Below are 17,954 nucleotides of genomic sequence, written 5' to 3'. Positions count from 1 at the left end.
CCCGGGCGGCCCCGTACCGACCCGGCCGGGACGGGGCGAGCGGCGGTCAGGAGGCGGCCAGCGCCCCGACGACCGATGCCCGGGCCGCACGGCGGGCGGGCAGCACCGCGGCGAGCACTCCGGCCAGGCCCGAGGCGGCGATGAAGATCAGGATCTGCCCGATCGGGAGCTGGAAGGAGACGTTCTCCGTGAGCGTCGCCGTCGCCGCCCAGCCGTACGCGATGCCGAGCAGGACGCCGACGATCGCGCCCACCAGGCCGAGGATCAGCGCCTCGACCGAGAGCATGCCCCGCAGTTGCGGCCGGGTCAGGCCCAGGGCGCGCAGCAGCGCGGACTCGCGGGTGCGCTCGTGCACAGACAGCGACAGCGTGTTCGCGATGCCGAGCAGTGAGATCACGATCGCGAGGGCCAGCAGCCCGGTGATGATCATGAGGATCGAGTCGATGGCCTCGTCGAACTGGCCGCGGATCTCGGTGGTGCTGCCGACCTTGACCGCCGGGTAGGCCGCCGTGGCGTCGTCCACGACCTTGCGCGCCCGCTCGGGGGCCACGCCGTCGGCGGCGTCCACCAGGATCTGCGCGTCGCCCACCGTGCCGAACTGCCGCTCGAACGCCTGCTCGGTCATGGTGAACGCCGGCAGCAGGGACACGTCGGCCTTCAGCACCGCCACGACCTTGAGGGGGGTCCTCCGGCCGCCTGACGCGACGGTCACGGTGTCGCCCACCTTGACGCCGAGGTCCCGGGCCACGTAGTCGGCCACCGCGACCTCGCCCGCGCCGAAGCCGTCCATGGTGCCGGACGACGCCTCCGGCTTGATGGCGGTGCCGATGGCCGACTGGGTGACCGTGCCCACCTCGAACTCGCGGCCGTTCACCTTGGCCTTCTTCCCGCGGAACTCGGTCACCGCGGCCAGGTCGCGGTTCGCGCGCAGCGTGTCGGCGACCGAGCGGGGGATCGTGCCCGTCTGCGAGGACAGGATGTAGTCGGCGGGGAACTGCTGGTCGAGCTGGCCGCTCACGGTGGTCCGCACCGTGGAGGTCAGGACCGCCATGAACGTCATCAGCGTCACGCCGACGGTCAGGGCCACCGTCGTGGTCGCCGCCCGCTTGGGGTTGCGCCGCGAGTTGTCCACGGCGAGCCGCCCCGGCACGCCGAACAGCCGCGCGGGCACCCAGCCGGCCAGCCCGCTCAGCGGCCGTACGATCACCGGGCCGAGGATGAGCACCGCGAAGAACACGAGCACGCCGCCCGCCATGACCGCCAGCAGCGCCGCCTGGCCCGGCTTCTGCAGCATGCCCGCCGCGGTGAGGCCGGCCCCGGCCAGCACGAACAGGGCGGCGACGACCACCCGTACGACCCCGGTGCGGAACGCGTGCTCCTCCACCTGCGTGCGCAGCGCCGCGACGGGCGGCACGCGGGTGGCCTGCCGTGCCGGGAGCAGTGCGGCGGCCATCGTCACGACGACGCCGGTGCACATGCCGACGGCGATCGTCTGTGGGGACAGGGTCACGGTGCCCGTGGGGATGTCCGTTCCGACGGCCCGCAGCACGGCGACCGCGGCGGCTCCGAGGCCGAGGCCCGTCAGCAGGCCGAGCACCGACGACAGCAGGCCGACCACGGCCGACTCCAGCACGATCGAGCCGAAGACCTGCCGCTTGGTGGCGCCGATGCAGCGCAGCAGCGCCATCTCGCGCATCCGCTGCGCGACCAGGATGTTGAAGGTGTTGTAGATGACCAGCGCGGCGACGAGCAGCGCGACCGCGCCGAACAGCAGCAGGCCCAGCCGGATGAAGGACGTGTCCATGTGGTTGCGCTTGGCGACCTCGTCGGCGCGTTCCCGCCCGGTCACGGCCGTCGCGTCGCCCACGGCCGCCGCGACGGCCGTACGCAGGCTCTCCGGCGAGGGTCCCGAGGAGACGACGTCGATCTCGGTGAAGCCCTTGGCGCCGGTGACGCGCCGCGCCGTGTCGGGAGTGAAGGCGACCGCGCCGCGGTAGGCGAGGTTCTGGTCGAGGCCCACGTCGAAGATCCCGACGAGGTGGAACTCCTGTCGCTTACCGGCCTGGTCGAGCACCGTGACGGTGGCTCCGGGCGCGAGTCCCTGCGTCTTGGCGGTGTTCTTGTCGACCACCGCCTCGCCGGCGGCGGAGGGGGCCCTCCCAGAAGTGATCTTGATGCGGTTCGCCGGGATGGACACCCCGGCGGTGGGGTAGTCCCCCACGACCTTGCCGTCCTTGCCGATCAGCGGCGCGTCCCCGGACACCACCGGCTGGGCGTCCTTGACACCCTGCACCGCCTTGACCGCGGTGAGCGCGCTCTCCGGCAGGTTCCCGTCGGGCCCGGCGTCGTCCTTGGGCGTCACCACCACGTCCACCTTGTCGGCGTCCGCGGCGAACGACTGGGTGAACCCGGCGTCGATGGTGTCGGTGAGCACGAACGTGCCCGCGATGAAGCCGACCCCGAGCACGATCGCCAGGGAGGTGAGCACCAGGCGCAGGCGGTGCGCCAGGAGCCCGGTGAGGGTGGTCCTGAACACGGCTCAGGCCTCCAGCGCCATCAGCGTGTCGAGCACGGTCTGCGGCGTCGGCCGTTCGACCTCGCTCACCAGCAGCCCGTCGCGCAGGAAGACCACCCGGTCGGCGTACGACGCCGCCACGGGGTCGTGCGTCACCATCACGATCGTCTGCCCGAGCTCGCGTACGGACCTGCGCAGGAACGCCAGCACCTCGGCGCCGCTGCGCGAGTCGAGGTTGCCGGTCGGCTCGTCGGCGAAGATCACCTGGGGCTTGCTGATGAGCGCCCGCGCCACGGCGACGCGCTGCTGCTGGCCGCCCGACAGCTCGCTCGGCTTGTGCCTGAGCCGGTCCCGCAGGCCGACCGTCTCGATCACGCGGTCGAACAACGCCTGGTCGGCCTGGCGGCCCGCGATCTCCAACGGGAGCCGGATGTTCTGCTCGGCCGTCAGCGTCGGCAGCAGGTTGAACGCCTGGAAGATGAAACCGACGCGCTCGCGCCGCAGGAGCGTGAGCTGCTTGTCGTTCAGACCGGTGATCTCGACGTCGCCGATGCTCACCTGCCCGTCCGTCACGGTGTCCAATCCGGCCAGACAATGCATCAGTGTGGACTTGCCGGAGCCGGACGGCCCCATGATCGCGGTGAACTCCTCCGCGGCGAAGCCGACATCGATGCCGCGCAGCGCGTGCACGGCCGCGTCGCCCTCGCCGTACACCTTCGTCACTCCCCGCGCGACGACGGCGGTGCGAACCTGGGTTGTTGTGGTCATGACGCCACGCTATGGCCGTGATCAGGGCGTTTCCTCGGCCTCGCGGACGTTCTCGGCATGCGGCCCCGGGACCGGCCCGCCGGGACGTGTGCGACTTGTGAGGTAGTCCGGTCTCAGCCCCGCGGATGATCGGGGGAGACCGCACCCGTCTCGTACGCGTAGACGACCACCTGGGCGCGGTCGCGAAGCCCCAGCTTGGCCAGGATGCGGCCGAGGTGGGTCTTCACGGTCGCCTCCGCGAGATGCAGCCGCGCCGCGATCTCGGAGTTCGACAGGCCGCGGGCCACGTTGACCATCACCTCCCGCTCCCGCGCCGTCAGCACGCCCGCGTCCTGCCGCCGCGCGTCCCCGTCCGGCAGGAGCACGGCGAAACGGTCGAGCAGGCGGCGGGTCGTGCTCGGCGCGACCACCGCGTCCCCGGAGTGGACCGACCGGATCGCACTGATCAGCTCGGCCGGCGGCACGTCCTTCAGCAGGAACCCCGCCGCGCCCGCCTTGATCGCGGCGAACGCGTACTCGTCGAGGTCGAACGTCGTCAGGATCAGCACCTTGGGACCGTCCGGCGCCGCGCAGATCACGCGGGCCGCCTCCACCCCGTCCATCCGCGGCATGCGGACGTCCATGAGGACCACGTCCGCCTCGACCGTGCGCAGCGCCTCGACGGCCGCCAGCCCGTCCGCCGCCTCGCCCACGACCTCGATGTCCGGCTGCGCCCCGAGGACCATCCGGAACCCGGTCCGCACCAGTTCCTGGTCGTCCACCAGCATGACGCGTATCACTGCCGCTCCGCTCCGCTCGTCATCGCCGCGATCCCCGTAACCGTACGCGGCCGGGGGACAGCCGGGGCACCCTGGTCCAGGGACGGCCGGAGAGCGCGGCCGTGGGACGGCAGGTCACCGCGGCCTGGAGGCGGCCGGTCACCGCGGTGAACGGACGGTCGCGTCGGGTCACGCGGCCACCCCGACGGGAATCCGGACGACCACCCGGAACCCGCCGCCCGGCCGGGGGGCCGCCTCGACGCTTCCGCCGTACATCGCCGCCCTCTCCCGCATGCCGATCAGCCCGTGCCCGCCGACCAGCCGCGGCGCCGCGGCGCCCCTGCCGTCGTCGCTGATCCTCAGCTCGATCTCGCCCCTGCCGTACGTCATCTCCACCCAGGCCCGCGTGCCCGGACCGCCGTGCTTGAGCGTGTTCGTCAACGCCTCCTGCACGATCCGGTAGACGGCGAGCTGCTCGCCCTCTGGCAGAGTTCGCGCGGTGCCGGACACGTTGAACTCGGTCGGCAGCCCCGAGTCCCTGACCTGCCTGATCAGGTCGCCGAGCTGGGCGACGCCGGGCTGCGGAGCGTACTCCTCCGCCGGGCTGCCCGCGTCCTGCCGCAGCACGCCCACCAGCCTGCGCATCTCGGCCAGCGCCTGCCGCCCGGTCGCCGAGATCGCCTGCATCGCGCGCCGTGCCTGCTCCGGGTCGCCGTCGATGGCGTATCCCGCGCCGTCGGCCTGGACGACCATCACGCTGACGTTGTGCGCAACCACGTCGTGCAGCTCGCGGGCGATGCGGGCGCGCTCGGCCGCGGCGGCGATGCGCGCCTGCTGGTCGCGTTCCCGTTCGGCCCGCTCGGCGCGTTCGACCAGGCCCTCCACATAGCGGCGGCGGGTGTTGGCGTAGATCCCGGCGATCCAGACGGCGACGATAAAGGCCGAAGACGACGGCCATGCCTGGCCGGCGTCGGGAGACCAGCGCAGCATCGCCAGCAGCAGCCCGAGTTCGGCGACCGCCCCGGCGGCCAGCGCCCACCGGAGAGTGCAACGCGAGGCGACGCCGTACACGGCGACGAGCACCGCGATGTTGGCGGGCAGGACGACGACGTCGAGCAGCCACTGGACGAAGCTGACGGCGGCGACCGCCGCGAACACCTCACGGGGGTGGTCGCGGCGCCATGTCAGCGGAACGATGAGCGCGGCCGACAGCAGCAGCAGCCCGGGCACGCCGACCTGCCGCGCCCCGAGCGAGCCGGTCCGGCTGAAGGCCTCGACGGTGATCAGGCTCAACAGCGCCAGCGGGGAGACCGTGAGCGCGTCCACGAGCTTGCTGTGGCGCCGGGTCCAGGCGCGCAGTCTGCCGAACACGTACCCAACCATATGTATCGGCTGCTCAGAAAGGTCTCACCCTTGCGGCGGATACGGCGGTACGACTCAGGTCGCAGCCGCCCGCCGCGCTTACGCCGTTCTTACGGATCGCGACGCATCCTTGTCCTCGGGAACGCTTCTGTGAAGCGGGTAAAGGGAGATTTGGATGGCGGATCAGGACGCGGCGTCGCGCGGCGCAGGGGACGAGCCGCGCGGCCCGCGCCCGGAGCCGGAAACCGGGCCGGCCGGGCCGAGTGAGCCGACCGCGACCAGCGGATCAGCAGAGCCCGCTCCGCCGGGCGCGCCCACTGCACCAGCCGAGCCCGCTGCGCCGGGCGCGCCGACCGGGCTGGCCGGAGCGGGGCTGGTCGCACCTGGGCCCGCCGGGTCCACTTCGTCGACCGGGCCGACCGGGCCGACCGGGCCGACCGGGCCGACCGGGCCGACCGCGCCACTGCCACCTCGGAGCAATCCCACATCATCTTGGACCAGCCCGGCGAACACGCCCGGGGGCGTTGGGCCGGGTTCGGCCTGGACCGGCCCGGGGAGCACGCCCGGGGGCGTTGGGCCGGGTTCGCCATGGTCCGGCCCCGGGAACAGGCCTGGCGCGGCGGGGCCGTATTCGACCTGGGCAGGCCCCGCGGGCCCGGGTCGGCCCGGATCGGGACCCGCGAGCGCGCCCCCGACCGGCGGCGGTTATGCCTTCGGCCCCGGCGGCGCGGGATGGAACGCCCCGGGCTGGCAGGACCCGCGGCCACGGTTCGCGTCCGCCCCGCGGCCCGGCGCCCCCGCGCGCCTGGCGGCCCGGCTTCCCCGTGGACACGCCGGGCAACTCGTCGCCGTCGGTGTGGCGTCCGCGATCGCCGGAGCGCTCCTCGGCGGTGGCATCGTGGCCGTCACCAGCATGGCCTGGGACCGGGTGGACGCGGGGACGAGCTGGGACGGTGGAGGAGACCGGCAGTTCCCTCGCGGCTACGGTCAGGACGCGCCGCAGTCCCAGGACGGTCTGCCTCCCTGGTGCAGGCAGACCGACGCCGGAGTGCGCTGCCAGGCGCCCGGCTGAGGCTTCCTTCCGGAGTTCCGGTAGGTGCGCGCCGGCGGAGGGGCCGGCGCGCGCCCACGGGATTTCCATGCGTTTTCACGGCACCTACGGGATCGCCGCGTTCAGGGGATCCGTGCGGTCACCGGATGAGCGAACCGGATGAGCGACGCCCCCGGGTTTGTCGCCCGGCCGATCACTGGAGCGCACGCCGGTCGGCGTGCAGGTGACGCGAGAGCCGTACGGTGATGAACTCGTCGTCGTCGGCCTTGCCCGCCGCGCGGCCGGACGAGAACGGGAAGTTGTTGTCGTTCAGCACCGCGAGAGTGCGGTCGTCGAGCAGGGCCACGTCCTCGATCGTCTGGAACGGGAAGCGGAACGTCCGGCCGAAGCCGCCGATGCCCTTCGGGTTGGCGAGGTTCAGCAGGTCGGCGACGAGGGTCTTGTCCATGCGGCCGTCGTGGTCCCGGTCGGCCGCGTCGGCCAGGTAGATGCGCTTGAAGGCGGCGGCGTCGCCCTGCTCGTTGTCCCGCTCGATGACCAGGAACCGCTGGTCGTCGACCGCGATCGCGTCTCCGATGGCGTTCGAGGGCGACTCCAGCCGGTAGGTCCACCAGGTCGCGCCGTACCTGCCCGAGCGCAGGTCGAAGTCGTACATGCGCAGGTCGCCGGGCGTGTCGCCGTCCACGGTCCCCTCCAGCAGGGGGTGGAGGCGGCGGCCGTCGACCGAGCGGGCCATGCCCTCGAACCCCTTGCTGCTGCGGGTGTTCGGCTGGCCGCCGTTCAGGTTCGGATTCTCCGGCGCCATCACGCCGGGCAGCGGGATCGGGGCCTGGAGGAGTCGCCCGGAGGACGAGAAGTGCAGCAGGAACGGGCCGAACTCGTCGCCGATCCAGTAGGTGTCGTCGGACGCCCGCACGATCGACTCCACGTCGAAGTCGGCGCCGGTGAGCACCCGGTCGGCCCGGGTCAAGGCGAACGGCACGCGCCTGTCCGGATCGCTCAGGTTGAACCCGCCGAGCACCTCCAGCTTCCCGGTCCTGAGATCGGGCTTGACGCGGTGGACGCGCAGCAGGAAGTCGGCGCTGTTGGCCTTGTTTCCATAGCCGTTGTCGGACAGCACGTCGTAGGTGCCGTCACCTCTTTTCACGACACCGCTGAAGCCCTGGACGGGCTGCCCGGTGAAGGGCGCGGCGATGCCGTTGAACGGCCCGGCCCCGATGGCCGAACCCGAGGGCTCGCTGCCGGTCACGAAGGTCTGAGCAGGCAGGACAGCGAAACCCGTGAGCGTCGCCTGGCCGAAGTCGGCGGGCCGAGGGGCGGCCAGCACGGGGGACGACAGCGCGGATGAGGTCAACCCCACGGCCAGGGCCACGGCGCCCAAGGTGATCGAAAAGCGTCTCATGCGGGGCACAGTAGGGACGTAGAGTGACAGAAGCCCCAACGCCAGGCGGCCGCGGACGAACAACTGAGCCGTTTCGGGTGAGCGGGATTTCCCCATGACGGTCACCCCCGCTCACTCTGGGCCCGGAGCAGGGCGATCGCCGTCCGGATGGCGGAGGACCGCGACGGGGCGCCCTGCGACGACACGAGACGCTCGAGAAAGGCGAGATGGTCCGCGGTGACCATCACGGCCATCTTCGCGGGCGCCTTCTCTCGGTTGAAAGAATTGACTTCTTCGACGGTATTCGGTGCGTCGTTATCTTCGTTTGATTTGTTGTGGGGCCGGCGGGATTCGAACCCGCACTGTACGGCACCTAAAGCCGCGGTCTCCTGCCGTTGGACTACGACCCCTTTTCCTCTTCCTTTTCCTGCGAAATTCTCGGTCTGAGAATGGCAGTTCGGGCAGAGGAATCTCAGATTCTCTTTTCTGTTGTCCAGCCAGTTTCCGTTGATGTGGTCGATGTGCAATGTCAACGGCCGGCCGTGCCAAGTGCCGCCTATCTTACAGTCTGCGCAGCGGTAGGGGACTCCGACTTCGCGCAACACCCGCCGGAGCTTGGTGGGCTTCTCGCGGGCAGCGCCCGGAGGGTTCAGGACCAGCACCTCTGCCGGAAGGCTCCGTCGCGGCGAGGTCTGCCCCCGCCTGTGGGCCTGGCCGAGGAAGTGGGATGTGTCGATACCGAAGTGCTTGAGGCGGCGGCTGATGTGGGCGTGGGCGCCACCCGACCATGGGATGCCGAGATAGCGCAGCACGTCGGCGATGCTGCTCGCGGCGGCCGCCGCGTCGGCGAGCAACTCGGGGGTGTACTTGTACTTCGCCATGCCCCGGAAGTTATCGGCCGCCGCCGACAATTCCGGGAGCGTGGCGAAAGGGGTATTTCAGGAAATCCCCAACTCTTTCGTGAGTCGGGCGACGTGACCGGTGGCCTTCACGTTGTAGAGGGCCTTCTCGACCTTTCCGTCGGGGTCGATGACGAACGTGGAGCGGATGACGCCCATCACGGTCTTGCCGTAGTTCGTCTTCTCGCCGTACGCGCCGTACGCCTTATGCACGTCCAGGCCGGTGTCGGACAGCAGCGGGAAGGTGAGCGCGTCGCGCTCGCGGAACTGCCGCAGCTTGGCGGGCTTGTCCTTGGACACTCCCAGCACCACGAAGCCCTGCTCGGTCAGCGCGCCGAGGTTGTCGCGGAAGTCGCAGGCCTGCTTGGTGCATCCGGGGGTCATCGCCGCCGGGTAGAAGTACAGGATGACCCGCCTGCCGCGGAACGACTCCAGCGCGACCTCGTTGTCGTCGGCGTCGGTCAGGGTGAAGTCCGGCGCGGCGTCGCCGGGCTGGAGCTTGCTCATCACGTCCTCCGGAAAAAGGTGACCCGCGGCGATCGGCGGGCAAGCGTCAACCAAACTACCGGCTCAGCCGCTGTGCGGGGCGACCGCCGGACCTGGCAGACTGATCACACACGAATACCACAGGAGGGGGATCGCATGGCGGACACCGATCCCGATGCGCTGGAACGGAAGATCGAGCGCACGCGGGCGGAGCTCGCTCGCACGGTCGACGCCATCGCGGACCGGGTGAGCCCGAAGCGGGTCGCGGAGCGCGGCGTCGAGAAGGCGAAGGCCAACGCGCGCGACTTCGTCGCGTCCGTGGAGGACATGGTCCTGGGGCCGCGCACGTACGCCCCGGCCGACGGCGAGGGCGAGCAGCCCGCTGAGTATCCGGCGCCCAACATCGCTCCGGTGCTGATCGGGATCGGCGTGGTCGTCGTCGTGGGCGCGGCCATCGTGCTGCTGCGCCGCCGCTCCCGCTGACACGCCGCCGGACGCCGCCGCCGTGACGCGGTTCACGGCGGCGTTCGCGTTCTCGCAGGGACGAGCACAGAGACGATCACAGAGACGATCACAGAGACGATCACAGGGCCGGGCCGGCGGTCACAGGAAGGTCTTGCCCTCGCCGCGGTAGGTCGGGACCTCCTCGGCCACCCGATCGCCCTCGACGAGGTGCAAGGCGGCGAAGCGCTCGCACAGCTCCCCGGCCTTCGCGTGGCGGAACCAGACGCGGTCGCCGAGGCGGAGGTCGGCTGCGGCCTCGCCCAGAAGCGGCGTCTGCACCTCACCCGCCCCCTCGTCCGAGTGATACCTGAGCCCCGCCGGCAGGTACGGCTGGGGCAGCCGGGTGGGCCCGGGGGCCCCGGAGGCGGGGTAGCCCCCTCCGAGCACGGTCACGACGTCCGGAGCCGGCTTGCGCACGACCGGCAGGGCGAACAGCGCCGCCGGACGGCCGGTGAAGCCCCGGTAGAAGTCGAACAGCCGGGGGTGGAAGAACCCCGAGCCCGCCGCGACCTCGGTGATCGCCCGCTCGGCGACGGTCTTCTCGATGCTTCCCGTTCCGCCGCCGTTGACGAACTCCAGGTCGGAGACCTGACGTACGGCCTGCACGATCCGGCCGCGCCGCACGATCAGCTCGCGGCGCGACCGTTCCTGCATCCAGCGCACCGCGCGGCCGTACGGTCCCGGAACGTCGTCGCCCACCCCGGCGATCTGCGCCTCGTACGCCATGAGCCCGGTCAGCCGCAGCCCGGGACGCTTGGCGATGTGTGCGGCGATCTCGGCGGCCTGCTCGGGCTCGCGGATCGGCGACCGCAGCGCGCCCGCCCGGAACGCGCCGCCGAAGGCCACGAACCCCGCGTCGATGTCCAGGCACACCCGGATCCGGTGGGGGAGCCGCAGGCTCTCGATGAGGTCGAGGTGCTCGGGCGAGTCCACCATGACGGTGATCTCCCGTGCCGCGACCTCGTCCGATCCCAGGGCGCGCAGCGCGGTCCTGTCGGCCGTGGGGTAGGCCACGAGCACGTCCCGCAGGCCGGTGGAGACCAGCCACAGCGCCTCGGGCAACGTGAAGGCCATGACGCCCGAGACGCCGTCCATGGCCAGGAGCCGTTCGAGCACGGCCCGGCAGCGGATCGACTTGCTGGCCACCCGGATCGGCTTGCCCCTGGCCCGGCGCACCATGGCGGCCGCGTTCGACCGGAGCGCGTCCATGTCGAGGACGGCGAAGGGCGGCTCAAGGTGGGCCGTCGCCTGGTCGAGGCGCTGTCGGTCGTCCATGGGCGCAGCCTAGTACGGCGTCGCCCGAAAATACATGAGCGCGGTTCACGTTAACCGGGCCCGGGCAAAAACTCCGCCGTGGCGCCGCCATGATCGCGCAAGGCGGCGGGTGACCCGCCCGTCCCGTCACCGCTCCGTGTACCCATGGTGAGGTGACTACCGAGCGGACGCGGCACGGTGAGCGGGAAGGGTGAACGGCTGATGAGCGTCGTGCAGGGAATCCTGGCGGGTTCGTCGGCGAGGAGCGCCAAGGGCGCCGGAAACAACTCGGGCGCCAGAGGCACGGGCAGCGGCTCGGGCGCCGAGGGCGCCGAGGGCGCTCAGGGTGCCGGAAGCGACACAGGCGGCAGGGGCGCTGCGGCGGGCCGGCGGAGCGCCGTGCGCGTCCTGCGGCCGGGCCGGACCCCGGCCGCCGTCGTGGTCGCCGCCGTGATCGCCCTGCTCGGCTGGGTGCTCACCGCCGTGGTCGTCGCCGTCATGCTCGGCGTGTCCCCGCCTTGGCGGCTGCCGCCCCGGCTGCTGAACCTCACGACGGCCGACCCCGCCGTCCCCGTCGCCGCGATCGGCATGATCGTGTGCGGGGCGGGACTGGTGGCCCTCGCGCTCGTTCCCGGCCGTCCCCGGCTCATGCCCCTGGAATGCCGGGACCCGCTGCTCGCGATGGGACTGACCCGCGCCGGTCTGCGCCGGACGCTCGCCGCCTCGGCCCGCGAGGTCGAGCACGTCCGGCGGGCCGACGTCCACATCCTCCGCAGGCGGATCGAGGTCGCCGTGGTGGCCGACGCGGACACGACCGGCGCCCTCCTGCGCGAGGTCGGCGCCGCGGTCGGGGACCGGCTGTCGGGCCTCGGCGTCCGGTCCCGCCAGGAGGTGGTCGTACGGCTGCGCAGGAGAGGGGGCTGACGTGCGTCCGCGTTGGGGAAACCGCGTCGGGCTCCTGCTGGTGGGCCTCGCGCTGGTCGCGGGAGGGTTCGGCCTGCTGACCGCCGCGCGGGGGCGGCCCGGCGCGGCCCTGATCGACGCGAGCGTGGCCGAAGGGAAGCCGTGGGCGCTGCCCCTGCTGGCCGGGGCGGCCATGGTGCTCGCGTTGGTCGCGACCCGCTGGCTCTTCATGGCACTCGGCTGGGGCCGGGTCGGCAGCCGCACCGGCGCCGGCATCGCCATGCTCGGCGTGGCGCTGAAGGGGATCGACGGGATCGGCCACATCTCGGTCAGGCTCGTGCGCGACGGCAGGCTGCGGGTGTCGGTGTCGCTCCGGCGGTCGGCCGACCTGCGACAGGTGATCAGGCGGCTGGACGAGTCGGCGGTCTCACGCGTTCGCCGCGCGGTCGGCCGCGACGACGCGCTTGCGGTCGTTCGCCTGCACGTCCGCCGCCGCTGACCGGCCCTCCCTGCGCCATGGCGCGGGGGTCGCGCCCGTGCCGAGGGCGAGCCCGGCGGCCAGGCAGGCGAGCGGCACGACGGGCACCACATAGCGGTGGTCGAAAGCGGCGATCAGGGGCGGCAGCAGGAGCAGGACCGCCGCCGCGGCCCAGGGCAGCAGCGCCGTCCACCGCCGGGCCGCCAGCCCGGCGAGCCCGGCCAGCAGGACCGCCGCCAGCAGCGGCCCGCGCAGGAAGCCCTGCTCCTGGTAGGCGCGCAGCCACCCCGCGAACGGCTCGGCCACCTTCGTGTCCCCGGAGCTCCCCTGGTAGGCGGTGGTCAGCGCGCTCGCCGTACGGCCGCCGGAGGCCACCTTGGAGGTGAACGGCTTCACCGTGGCGGGGAACACGTACGCGCTCTGCGTGCCCGGGGCGGGGTAGACCTTCCGGTCCCATTCGAACGCCCACATGGCGTCGTGCAGCCCGGTCGTCAGGAAGTCGAGGGGCTGGCTGCGGATCGCCAGCGAGGCGAACTCGCTCGCCAGCCGGTCCTTGTCCTTCTTCACCCGCTGGATGGGCGAGTCGGCGGCCCAGATGTAGGCGGGTGCGGCGAGCCTGGGCTCCGACGGGCACAGCACCGCCAGCTCCTTCGGCGGCTTCATCACCGAGCAGTCGGCGAAGGTCATCGTGCGCGACCACAGCCATGTGCTGCTGCCGCCCATCCCGTACGACCCGTGGGCGTCGTGGAACCAGACGGCGTACCCGCCGAGCACGGCGGACGCGGCGGCGAGCCCGGCGAGCGCGGTCCTCCAGCGTCCGGCGAACAGCACCGGCAGCAGCGCCAGCGCGATCAGGGGCAGCCCGAGGGTGCGGGTGACCGTGGCGAACCCGAGCAGCAGCAGCGCCGCGACGACGGACCACGCGCCCGGGCGAGGGCGCCACAGCAGGATCGTCACGGCGGCCACGACCAGTGCGGTGAACAGCAGGTCCGCCATGACGAGGTGTTCGAGCTGGATCTGGTGGACGTCGAGCAGCACCGGCGCCGCCGCCAGCGCCGCTCCCCAGCCCGGCAGCCGTGTCCGCCGGCGCAGCACCGCGTAGACGCAGACGGCCATGCCGAGACCGAGCAGGTGCTGGACGATCACGACGGCGGTGATGCTCCCCAGTGGGCTCAGCGCCGCCAGGAACAGCGAGTAGCCGGACGGCCGCGAGGGCAGCGGCCGCAGGTCGAGGGCCGAGCTGAGGTAGGCGAAGGAGTCGGCCCAGAACCACAGCGCGGGCCGGTAGCCGAGCACGGCGAGCGCGCGCAGCGCGACGCCCGCCGCCAGCACGACCAGGAACGCCCGATGTGGGCGCAGCGCCTCGCGCCACCTCACGTGACGGCCCTCCTCCTCGACGGGAAGTCACCACGATATTGGCGAGCCGCACATGCGTCACATCCGCGACATCATGGCGCTCGACGGCGGCGCGAGGTTCAGCACTCGATGACGTTGACGGCGAGGCCGCCGCGCGAGGTCTCCTTGTATTTGTCGAGCATGTCCCTGCCGGTGTCGCGCATCGTCTTGATCGCCTTGTCCAGCGACACGAAGTGGCGGCCGTCGCCGCGTAGCGCGATGCGGGCGGCGGCGATCGCCTTGATCGAGGCGACGGCGTTGCGCTCGATGCACGGGATCTGGACGAGCCCGCCGATCGGGTCGCAGGTCAGGCCGAGGTTGTGCTCGATGCCGATCTCGGCGGCGTTCTCGACCTGCTCCGGCGTCCCGCCGAGCGCCTCGGTGAGGCCCGCCGCCGCCATCGAGCAGGCCGAGCCGACCTCGCCCTGGCAGCCCACCTCCGCGCCGGAGATGGAGGCGTTCTCCTTGAACAGCACGCCGATCGCGCCCGCGGTGAGCAGGAAGCGGACGACGCCGTCCTCGTCGGCACCCGGGAGGAAGCGCATGTAGTAGGACAGGACGGCCGGGACGATGCCGGCGGCGCCGTTGGTCGGCGCGGTGACGATCCGGCCGCCCGCGGCGTTCTCCTCGTTGACGGCCAGCGCGAACAGCGTGACCCAGTCCATCGCCCGCAGCGGGTCGGTCCCGTCGGTCTCGCCCTGCAGCCGCCGGTACAGCTGGTGGGCCCGGCGGCGCACCTTGAGCCCGCCCGGCAGGACGCCCTCGCGGCCGGTGCCGCGCCGTACGCACTCGGCCATCACCGACCACAGGTGCAGCAGGCGGGCCCGGATCTCCTCCTCCGTACGGCCGAAGGCCTTCTCGTTCTCCATCATCAGGCCGGAGATCGACAGGCCGGTCTCGGCGCAGTGCGCGAGCAGTTCGTGCGCGGTCGTGAAGGCGTACGGCAGCACCGTGTCGTCCGGCTTGATCCGGTCGGCGCCGGTGGCGTTCTCGTCCACCACGAAGCCGCCGCCGACCGAGTAGTACACCTTCTCGCGCAGCACCGTGTCGTCGGCGTACGCCGTGAACCGCATGCCGTTCGGGTGGTGGGGGAGCGACAGCTTGCGCTCGAAGACGAGGTGCTCGCCGACCACGAACGGGATCTCGTGCACGCCGTACAAGGTGACCGTGCCGCTCGCCCGCATCGCCGCCAGCCGTTCGTCGACGGTGTCGACGTCGACCAGCTCGGGCTTGTCGCCGGACAGGCCCAGCAGGACCGCCTTGTCGCTGCCGTGGCCCTTGCCGGTCAGCCCGAGCGAGCCGTACAGGATGGCGTCGACCCGGGTCGCCTTCTCCAGCAGCCCGTCCTGGTGCAGCCCGCGGACGAACTTGTGCGCCGCCGCCATCGGGCCGCCCGTGTGCGAGCTGGACGGCCCGATCCCCACCTTGAACAGGTCGAAGACGCTGATCGCCATTGACCGTCGCCTCTCAGCCGGCTGTCAGGACTCGCCGGAGGTCAGCGCGGTGTACTCCGCGGCCGACAGCAGGTCCTCCGGCGCCTCCTCCACGCGCACGCGGAACAGCCAGCCCTCGCCGTACGGGTCGGAGTTGACCAGCGAGGGGTTGTCCACGACGGCGGAGTTGATCTCGACGACCTCGCCGCCGACCGGCGCGAAGATGTCGCTCACGGACTTGGTGGACTCCACCTCGCCGACCGCGTCGCCGGCCGCGACCGTCGAGCCGACCTCCGAGTGCACCTCCACGTAAACCACGTCGCCGAGCTGCTCGGCCGCGTACGCCGTGATGCCCACCGTCACGGTGAGGCCGTCCTCGATCCCGGCCACCCACTCGTGTTCCTTGGTGTAGCTCAGGTCGTCCGGAATGGTGCTCACTTGCTCCTCCTGTAGAAAGGCAGATCGACGACGTCGACCGGTTCTTGGCTGCCCCGGATGTCCACGGCCAGGCCACCCTTCTCCAGGGCGCCCTCGTCGACGTACGCCAGGGCGATCGGGCGGCCGAGGGACTGCGACGGGGCGCCGCTGGTCACCTCGCCGACGACGGCGCCCTCGCGGGTGACGGGGTAGCCGTGGCGGGGCACGCGGCGGCCGCGCGCCACCAGCCCGACCAGGCGCCGCCTGGCGCCGTTCTCCGCTGCCCGCTCGAGGGCGGCCTTACCCACGAAGTCGCCGGGCTTGTCGAAGCGGACGACCCGGCCGAGTCCCGCGTCGAACGGCGTGATCGCCGCGCTCAGCTCGTTGCCGTACAGCGGCATGCCGGCTTCCAGGCGCAGCGTGTCGCGGGCCGACAGGCCGGCGGGGACGAGCCCGGCGTCCTTGCCCGCCTCGGCGAGGGCGTTCCACAGGGGCGCGGCGTGCTCGTTCAGCACGAAAAGCTCGAAGCCGTCCTCGCCGGTGTATCCGGTGCGTGCGATCAGGGCGGGCGTGCCCGCGACGACGCCGGGGACGATGGCGTAGTACTTCAGATCGTCGAGGTCGGCGTCGGTCAGCGCGGTCAGGATCTCGGCGCTGCGCGGGCCCTGCACCGCGACCAGCGCGTACTCGTCCGACCGGTCGGTCACCCGCGCGTCGTAGCCCCGGACCCGGTCGGCGAGCTCACGGGCGACGAGGGCGTAGTTGGAGGCGTTGGCGACGACCATGTACTGGTCTTCGTCAAGGCGGTAGACGATGAGATCGTCGAGGATGCCGCCGGTCTCGTTCACGATCATCGTGTAGCGGGCCCGGCCGGGCGCGAGGACGCTGAGGTGTCCCACGAGAGCGCGGTCGAGCGCCTCGCCCGCCTGCGCGCCGACGACGAAGATCTCCCCCATGTGGGACAGGTCGAACAGCCCCGCGGCCGTGCGCACCGCGTTGTGCTCGGCCGACTCACTGCCGTAGCGCAGGGGCATCTGCCAGCCCGCGAAGTCGGTCAGGGTCGCGCCCAGACTTTGGTGGATCTCGCGGAGCGGGGTGGATCGGGACATGCGCACCTCGGAAGGACGGATGCTGCGTTTGACTATCGGGCATCCTCCCCCTCTGTCATCGGCGCCTGAGAGCTTCGTCCGATCTTTGCCGGACTTTCACCTTCGGCGAGGCCTTCCGGCCTTCTTTCCAGAGGTCACCTGGCCCGCACGGTCCTTTGCCTTGAGAGGTTCGCGGGGAGGGCTTGCTCCTTCAGGGGCCCTGACCGGATGCCAGGACGCTCTCCCGCACGGGATCACCGGTGTGCTGCAAGCCTAGTGGTTCGCCGCCATCCCCGTAACCGGCAGGATCGCCCCGATTTCCTCGATCAAGGTATCCGTCCTTGCGGGCTTTCGTTACGGTCTGTGATCGCACTCGCGCGGCGGCCGATGCCCCGCGCGGAGGCGCATCAGGGCGGACGGAAGGTCGTCGCCGGTGAGGATCCGCTGGTGGAGGGCCTGCGTGTCGGGGGACGGCTCGGTGCCGAGGCAGTCGACCAGGGTGCGGCGCAGCCGCTGGTAGGACGCCGAGGCGTCGTGGGTGCGGCCCGATCGGTGCAGCGCCAGCATGAGCTGCCGGTGCGGCCGTTCGCGCAGCGGGTGGCGCCGGGCCCACTGGGCAAGGCCGCCGACGATCTCGTGATGGTGCCCGAGCGCCAGCCGTACGTCGAAGAGGTCCTCGGTCACCGCGCGCCGGTCCTCGTCGAGCCGTTCGGCCCACGCGGAGAGCTCGTCGACATGCCTCATGGCGAGCAGGGCGTCGCCCCGCCACAGGCTCAGCGCGTTCTCGAACATCCTCGCCGCATTGTGGTAATCGCCATTTTCGCGAGCGATTCTGCCCTGCGCCGCGAAATGGTTGAATACTGCAGCATCCACGGATCCCGGCGGGACGGAAAGAAGGTAGCCGCCGTCCACGGTGTGCAGCGGAGAAAGGTCGGGGTCGCGTGGCGAGAGCCGCCGCCGCACCTGTGCGATGTAGGTGGTAAGATTCCGCGGCGCCGATTTAGTGGGACGGCCATTCCACAACAGATCGATGAGCCGGTCCCGGTGAACCGCGATATTCGGATTGAGCAGGAACAGTGCGAGGAGCTGCCGGTGCCTCGGGGCGAGCCCGGCGATGACATCCCCTGAGGGTTTCATGGCCAGGAACGGTCCGAGCACGGCGTATAACACGGTTCCCCTCGCACGAAAGCAGCGTGAACGCGCCGACGATGCGGCTTTGATCGCCATTTGACCATATCTCTCTCCGGCGGCTTGAGTCAAAA

17 protein-coding genes, 1 tRNA gene and 2 riboswitches are annotated in these 17,954 nt (G+C 71.6%); of the genes, 4 read left to right on the top strand and 14 right to left on the bottom strand.

Annotation, left to right across the window (positions count from 1 at the left end):
- Window positions 1-46: 46 nt before the first annotated feature.
- From QSK36_RS23255 to QSK36_RS23235, 5 genes are all read right to left on the bottom strand, one after another.
- A complete protein-coding gene (locus tag QSK36_RS23255) occupies window positions 47-2,536 on the bottom strand; it encodes an ABC transporter permease (protein WP_285783863.1) in 2,490 nt (829 codons plus the stop codon).
- 3 nt (window positions 2,537-2,539) lie between these two features.
- Entirely contained in the window at window positions 2,540-3,283 is a 744-nt protein-coding gene (locus QSK36_RS23250) for an ABC transporter ATP-binding protein (protein ID WP_183535450.1), read from the bottom strand.
- A 113-nt stretch (window positions 3,284-3,396) separates the two neighbouring features.
- The gene (locus tag QSK36_RS23245) at window positions 3,397-4,062 is read right to left on the bottom strand and encodes a response regulator transcription factor (protein WP_285783862.1); all 666 of its coding nucleotides are present in this window, start codon (window positions 4,060-4,062) and stop codon (window positions 3,397-3,399) included.
- A gap of 19 nt (window positions 4,063-4,081) precedes the next feature.
- Window positions 4,082-4,234 (bottom strand): hypothetical protein, encoded by a 153-nt coding sequence (locus tag QSK36_RS23240; protein ID WP_183535452.1) that lies wholly within the window; start codon window positions 4,232-4,234, stop codon window positions 4,082-4,084.
- Complete coding sequence (locus QSK36_RS23235; RefSeq protein WP_285783861.1) at window positions 4,231-5,412, bottom strand: sensor histidine kinase; 1,182 nt, start codon at window positions 5,410-5,412, stop codon at window positions 4,231-4,233. The genes QSK36_RS23240 and QSK36_RS23235 overlap by 4 nt, the downstream gene beginning before the upstream one ends.
- 847 nt (window positions 5,413-6,259) lie before the next feature.
- On the opposite strand from QSK36_RS23235, the gene QSK36_RS23230 reads away from it, so the two are divergent.
- Window positions 6,260-6,475, top strand: coding sequence for a hypothetical protein (locus tag QSK36_RS23230; protein ID WP_285783860.1), 216 nt, complete (start codon window positions 6,260-6,262; stop codon window positions 6,473-6,475).
- Between the two features lie 172 nt (window positions 6,476-6,647).
- Here the strand turns inward: QSK36_RS23230 and QSK36_RS23225 are convergent, their stop codons facing one another.
- The 3 genes from QSK36_RS23225 to bcp all read right to left on the bottom strand — a co-directional run bounded on the left by QSK36_RS23225 (window position 6,648) and on the right by bcp (window position 9,241).
- On the bottom strand, window positions 6,648-7,856 hold the full coding sequence (locus QSK36_RS23225; protein ID WP_285783859.1) for an esterase-like activity of phytase family protein: 1,209 nt from the start codon (window positions 7,854-7,856) through the stop codon (window positions 6,648-6,650).
- A gap of 315 nt (window positions 7,857-8,171) precedes the next feature.
- Window positions 8,172-8,245 (bottom strand) — tRNA-Leu (locus QSK36_RS23220).
- Between the two features lie 528 nt (window positions 8,246-8,773).
- Window positions 8,774-9,241: a thioredoxin-dependent thiol peroxidase gene (bcp, locus tag QSK36_RS23215; RefSeq protein ID WP_285783858.1), complete on the bottom strand. Its 468-nt coding sequence runs from the start codon at window positions 9,239-9,241 to the stop codon at window positions 8,774-8,776.
- 135 nt (window positions 9,242-9,376) lie between these two features.
- Between bcp and QSK36_RS23210 the strand changes: the two genes are divergently transcribed.
- Window positions 9,377-9,703, top strand: a complete 327-nt coding sequence (locus tag QSK36_RS23210; RefSeq protein WP_183535463.1) for a DUF3618 domain-containing protein — start codon at window positions 9,377-9,379, stop codon at window positions 9,701-9,703.
- A gap of 120 nt (window positions 9,704-9,823) precedes the next feature.
- Here the strand turns inward: QSK36_RS23210 and QSK36_RS23205 are convergent, their stop codons facing one another.
- Window positions 9,824-10,999: an amino acid deaminase/aldolase gene (locus QSK36_RS23205; RefSeq protein ID WP_183535466.1), complete on the bottom strand. Its 1,176-nt coding sequence runs from the start codon at window positions 10,997-10,999 to the stop codon at window positions 9,824-9,826.
- A gap of 201 nt (window positions 11,000-11,200) precedes the next feature.
- Here QSK36_RS23205 and QSK36_RS23200 point away from each other — a divergent pair, with 201 nt between their 5' ends.
- Together QSK36_RS23200 and QSK36_RS23195 are read left to right on the top strand one after the other, a co-directional pair.
- Window positions 11,201-11,902 carry a DUF6286 domain-containing protein gene (locus QSK36_RS23200; RefSeq protein ID WP_285783857.1) on the top strand — a complete coding sequence of 234 codons (702 nt, stop codon included), beginning with the start codon at window positions 11,201-11,203 and terminating at the stop codon, window positions 11,900-11,902.
- A 1-nt stretch (window position 11,903) separates the two neighbouring features.
- Window positions 11,904-12,380 carry a hypothetical protein gene (locus QSK36_RS23195; protein WP_183535469.1) on the top strand — a complete coding sequence of 159 codons (477 nt, stop codon included), beginning with the start codon at window positions 11,904-11,906 and terminating at the stop codon, window positions 12,378-12,380.
- Here QSK36_RS23195 and QSK36_RS23190 read toward each other — a convergent pair.
- The 5 genes from QSK36_RS23190 to QSK36_RS23170 form a co-directional block, all read right to left on the bottom strand.
- The gene (locus QSK36_RS23190; RefSeq protein WP_285783856.1) at window positions 12,309-13,736 is read right to left on the bottom strand and encodes a hypothetical protein; all 1,428 of its coding nucleotides are present in this window, start codon (window positions 13,734-13,736) and stop codon (window positions 12,309-12,311) included. The two genes, QSK36_RS23195 and QSK36_RS23190, sit on opposite strands and share 72 nt — an antisense overlap.
- Before the next feature lie 98 nt (window positions 13,737-13,834).
- Window positions 13,835-15,208, bottom strand: coding sequence for an L-serine ammonia-lyase (locus QSK36_RS23185; RefSeq protein ID WP_183535471.1), 1,374 nt, complete (start codon window positions 15,206-15,208; stop codon window positions 13,835-13,837).
- Between the two features lie 24 nt (window positions 15,209-15,232).
- Window positions 15,233-15,625, bottom strand: a complete 393-nt coding sequence (gcvH, locus tag QSK36_RS23180) for a glycine cleavage system protein GcvH (protein WP_182901235.1) — start codon at window positions 15,623-15,625, stop codon at window positions 15,233-15,235.
- Window positions 15,622-16,713, bottom strand: coding sequence for a glycine cleavage system aminomethyltransferase GcvT (gcvT, locus tag QSK36_RS23175; protein ID WP_285783855.1), 1,092 nt, complete (start codon window positions 16,711-16,713; stop codon window positions 15,622-15,624). Before gcvT ends, gcvH begins: the two co-directional genes overlap by 4 nt.
- 42 nt (window positions 16,714-16,755) lie before the next feature.
- A riboswitch (glycine riboswitch) is annotated at window positions 16,756-16,851 on the bottom strand.
- Window positions 16,852-16,949: riboswitch (glycine riboswitch) on the bottom strand.
- 97 nt (window positions 16,950-17,046) lie between these two features.
- The gene (locus QSK36_RS23170) at window positions 17,047-17,850 is read right to left on the bottom strand and encodes an AfsR/SARP family transcriptional regulator (RefSeq protein WP_285783854.1); all 804 of its coding nucleotides are present in this window, start codon (window positions 17,848-17,850) and stop codon (window positions 17,047-17,049) included.
- Window positions 17,851-17,954 lie beyond the last annotated feature (104 nt).

The sequence above is a fragment of the Microbispora sp. NBRC 16548 genome (assembly GCF_030268985.1).
Taxonomy (GTDB): Bacteria; Actinomycetota; Actinomycetes; order Streptosporangiales; family Streptosporangiaceae; genus Microbispora; species Microbispora catharanthi.
Note: the sequence above shows the minus strand (reverse complement) of the source record. Positions and strands in the feature narration are given on the sequence as shown.

What these genes read in the sequence shown, in the direction of transcription:
- QSK36_RS23250 (WP_183535450.1), bottom strand. Translation starts at nt 3,283, where the DNA reads ATGACCACAACAACCCAGGTTCGCACCGCCGTCGTCGCGCGGGGAGTG.
- QSK36_RS23225 (WP_285783859.1), bottom strand. Translation starts at nt 7,856, where the DNA reads ATGAGACGCTTTTCGATCACCTTGGGCGCCGTGGCCCTGGCCGTGGGG.
- QSK36_RS23205 (WP_183535466.1), bottom strand. Translation starts at nt 10,999, where the DNA reads ATGGACGACCGACAGCGCCTCGACCAGGCGACGGCCCACCTTGAGCCG.
- gcvT (WP_285783855.1), bottom strand. Translation starts at nt 16,713, where the DNA reads ATGTCCCGATCCACCCCGCTCCGCGAGATCCACCAAAGTCTGGGCGCG.
- bcp (WP_285783858.1), bottom strand. Translation starts at nt 9,241, where the DNA reads ATGAGCAAGCTCCAGCCCGGCGACGCCGCGCCGGACTTCACCCTGACC.
- QSK36_RS23210 (WP_183535463.1), top strand. Translation starts at nt 9,377, where the DNA reads ATGGCGGACACCGATCCCGATGCGCTGGAACGGAAGATCGAGCGCACG.
- QSK36_RS23185 (WP_183535471.1), bottom strand. Translation starts at nt 15,208, where the DNA reads ATGGCGATCAGCGTCTTCGACCTGTTCAAGGTGGGGATCGGGCCGTCC.
- QSK36_RS23200 (WP_285783857.1), top strand. Translation starts at nt 11,201, where the DNA reads ATGAGCGTCGTGCAGGGAATCCTGGCGGGTTCGTCGGCGAGGAGCGCC.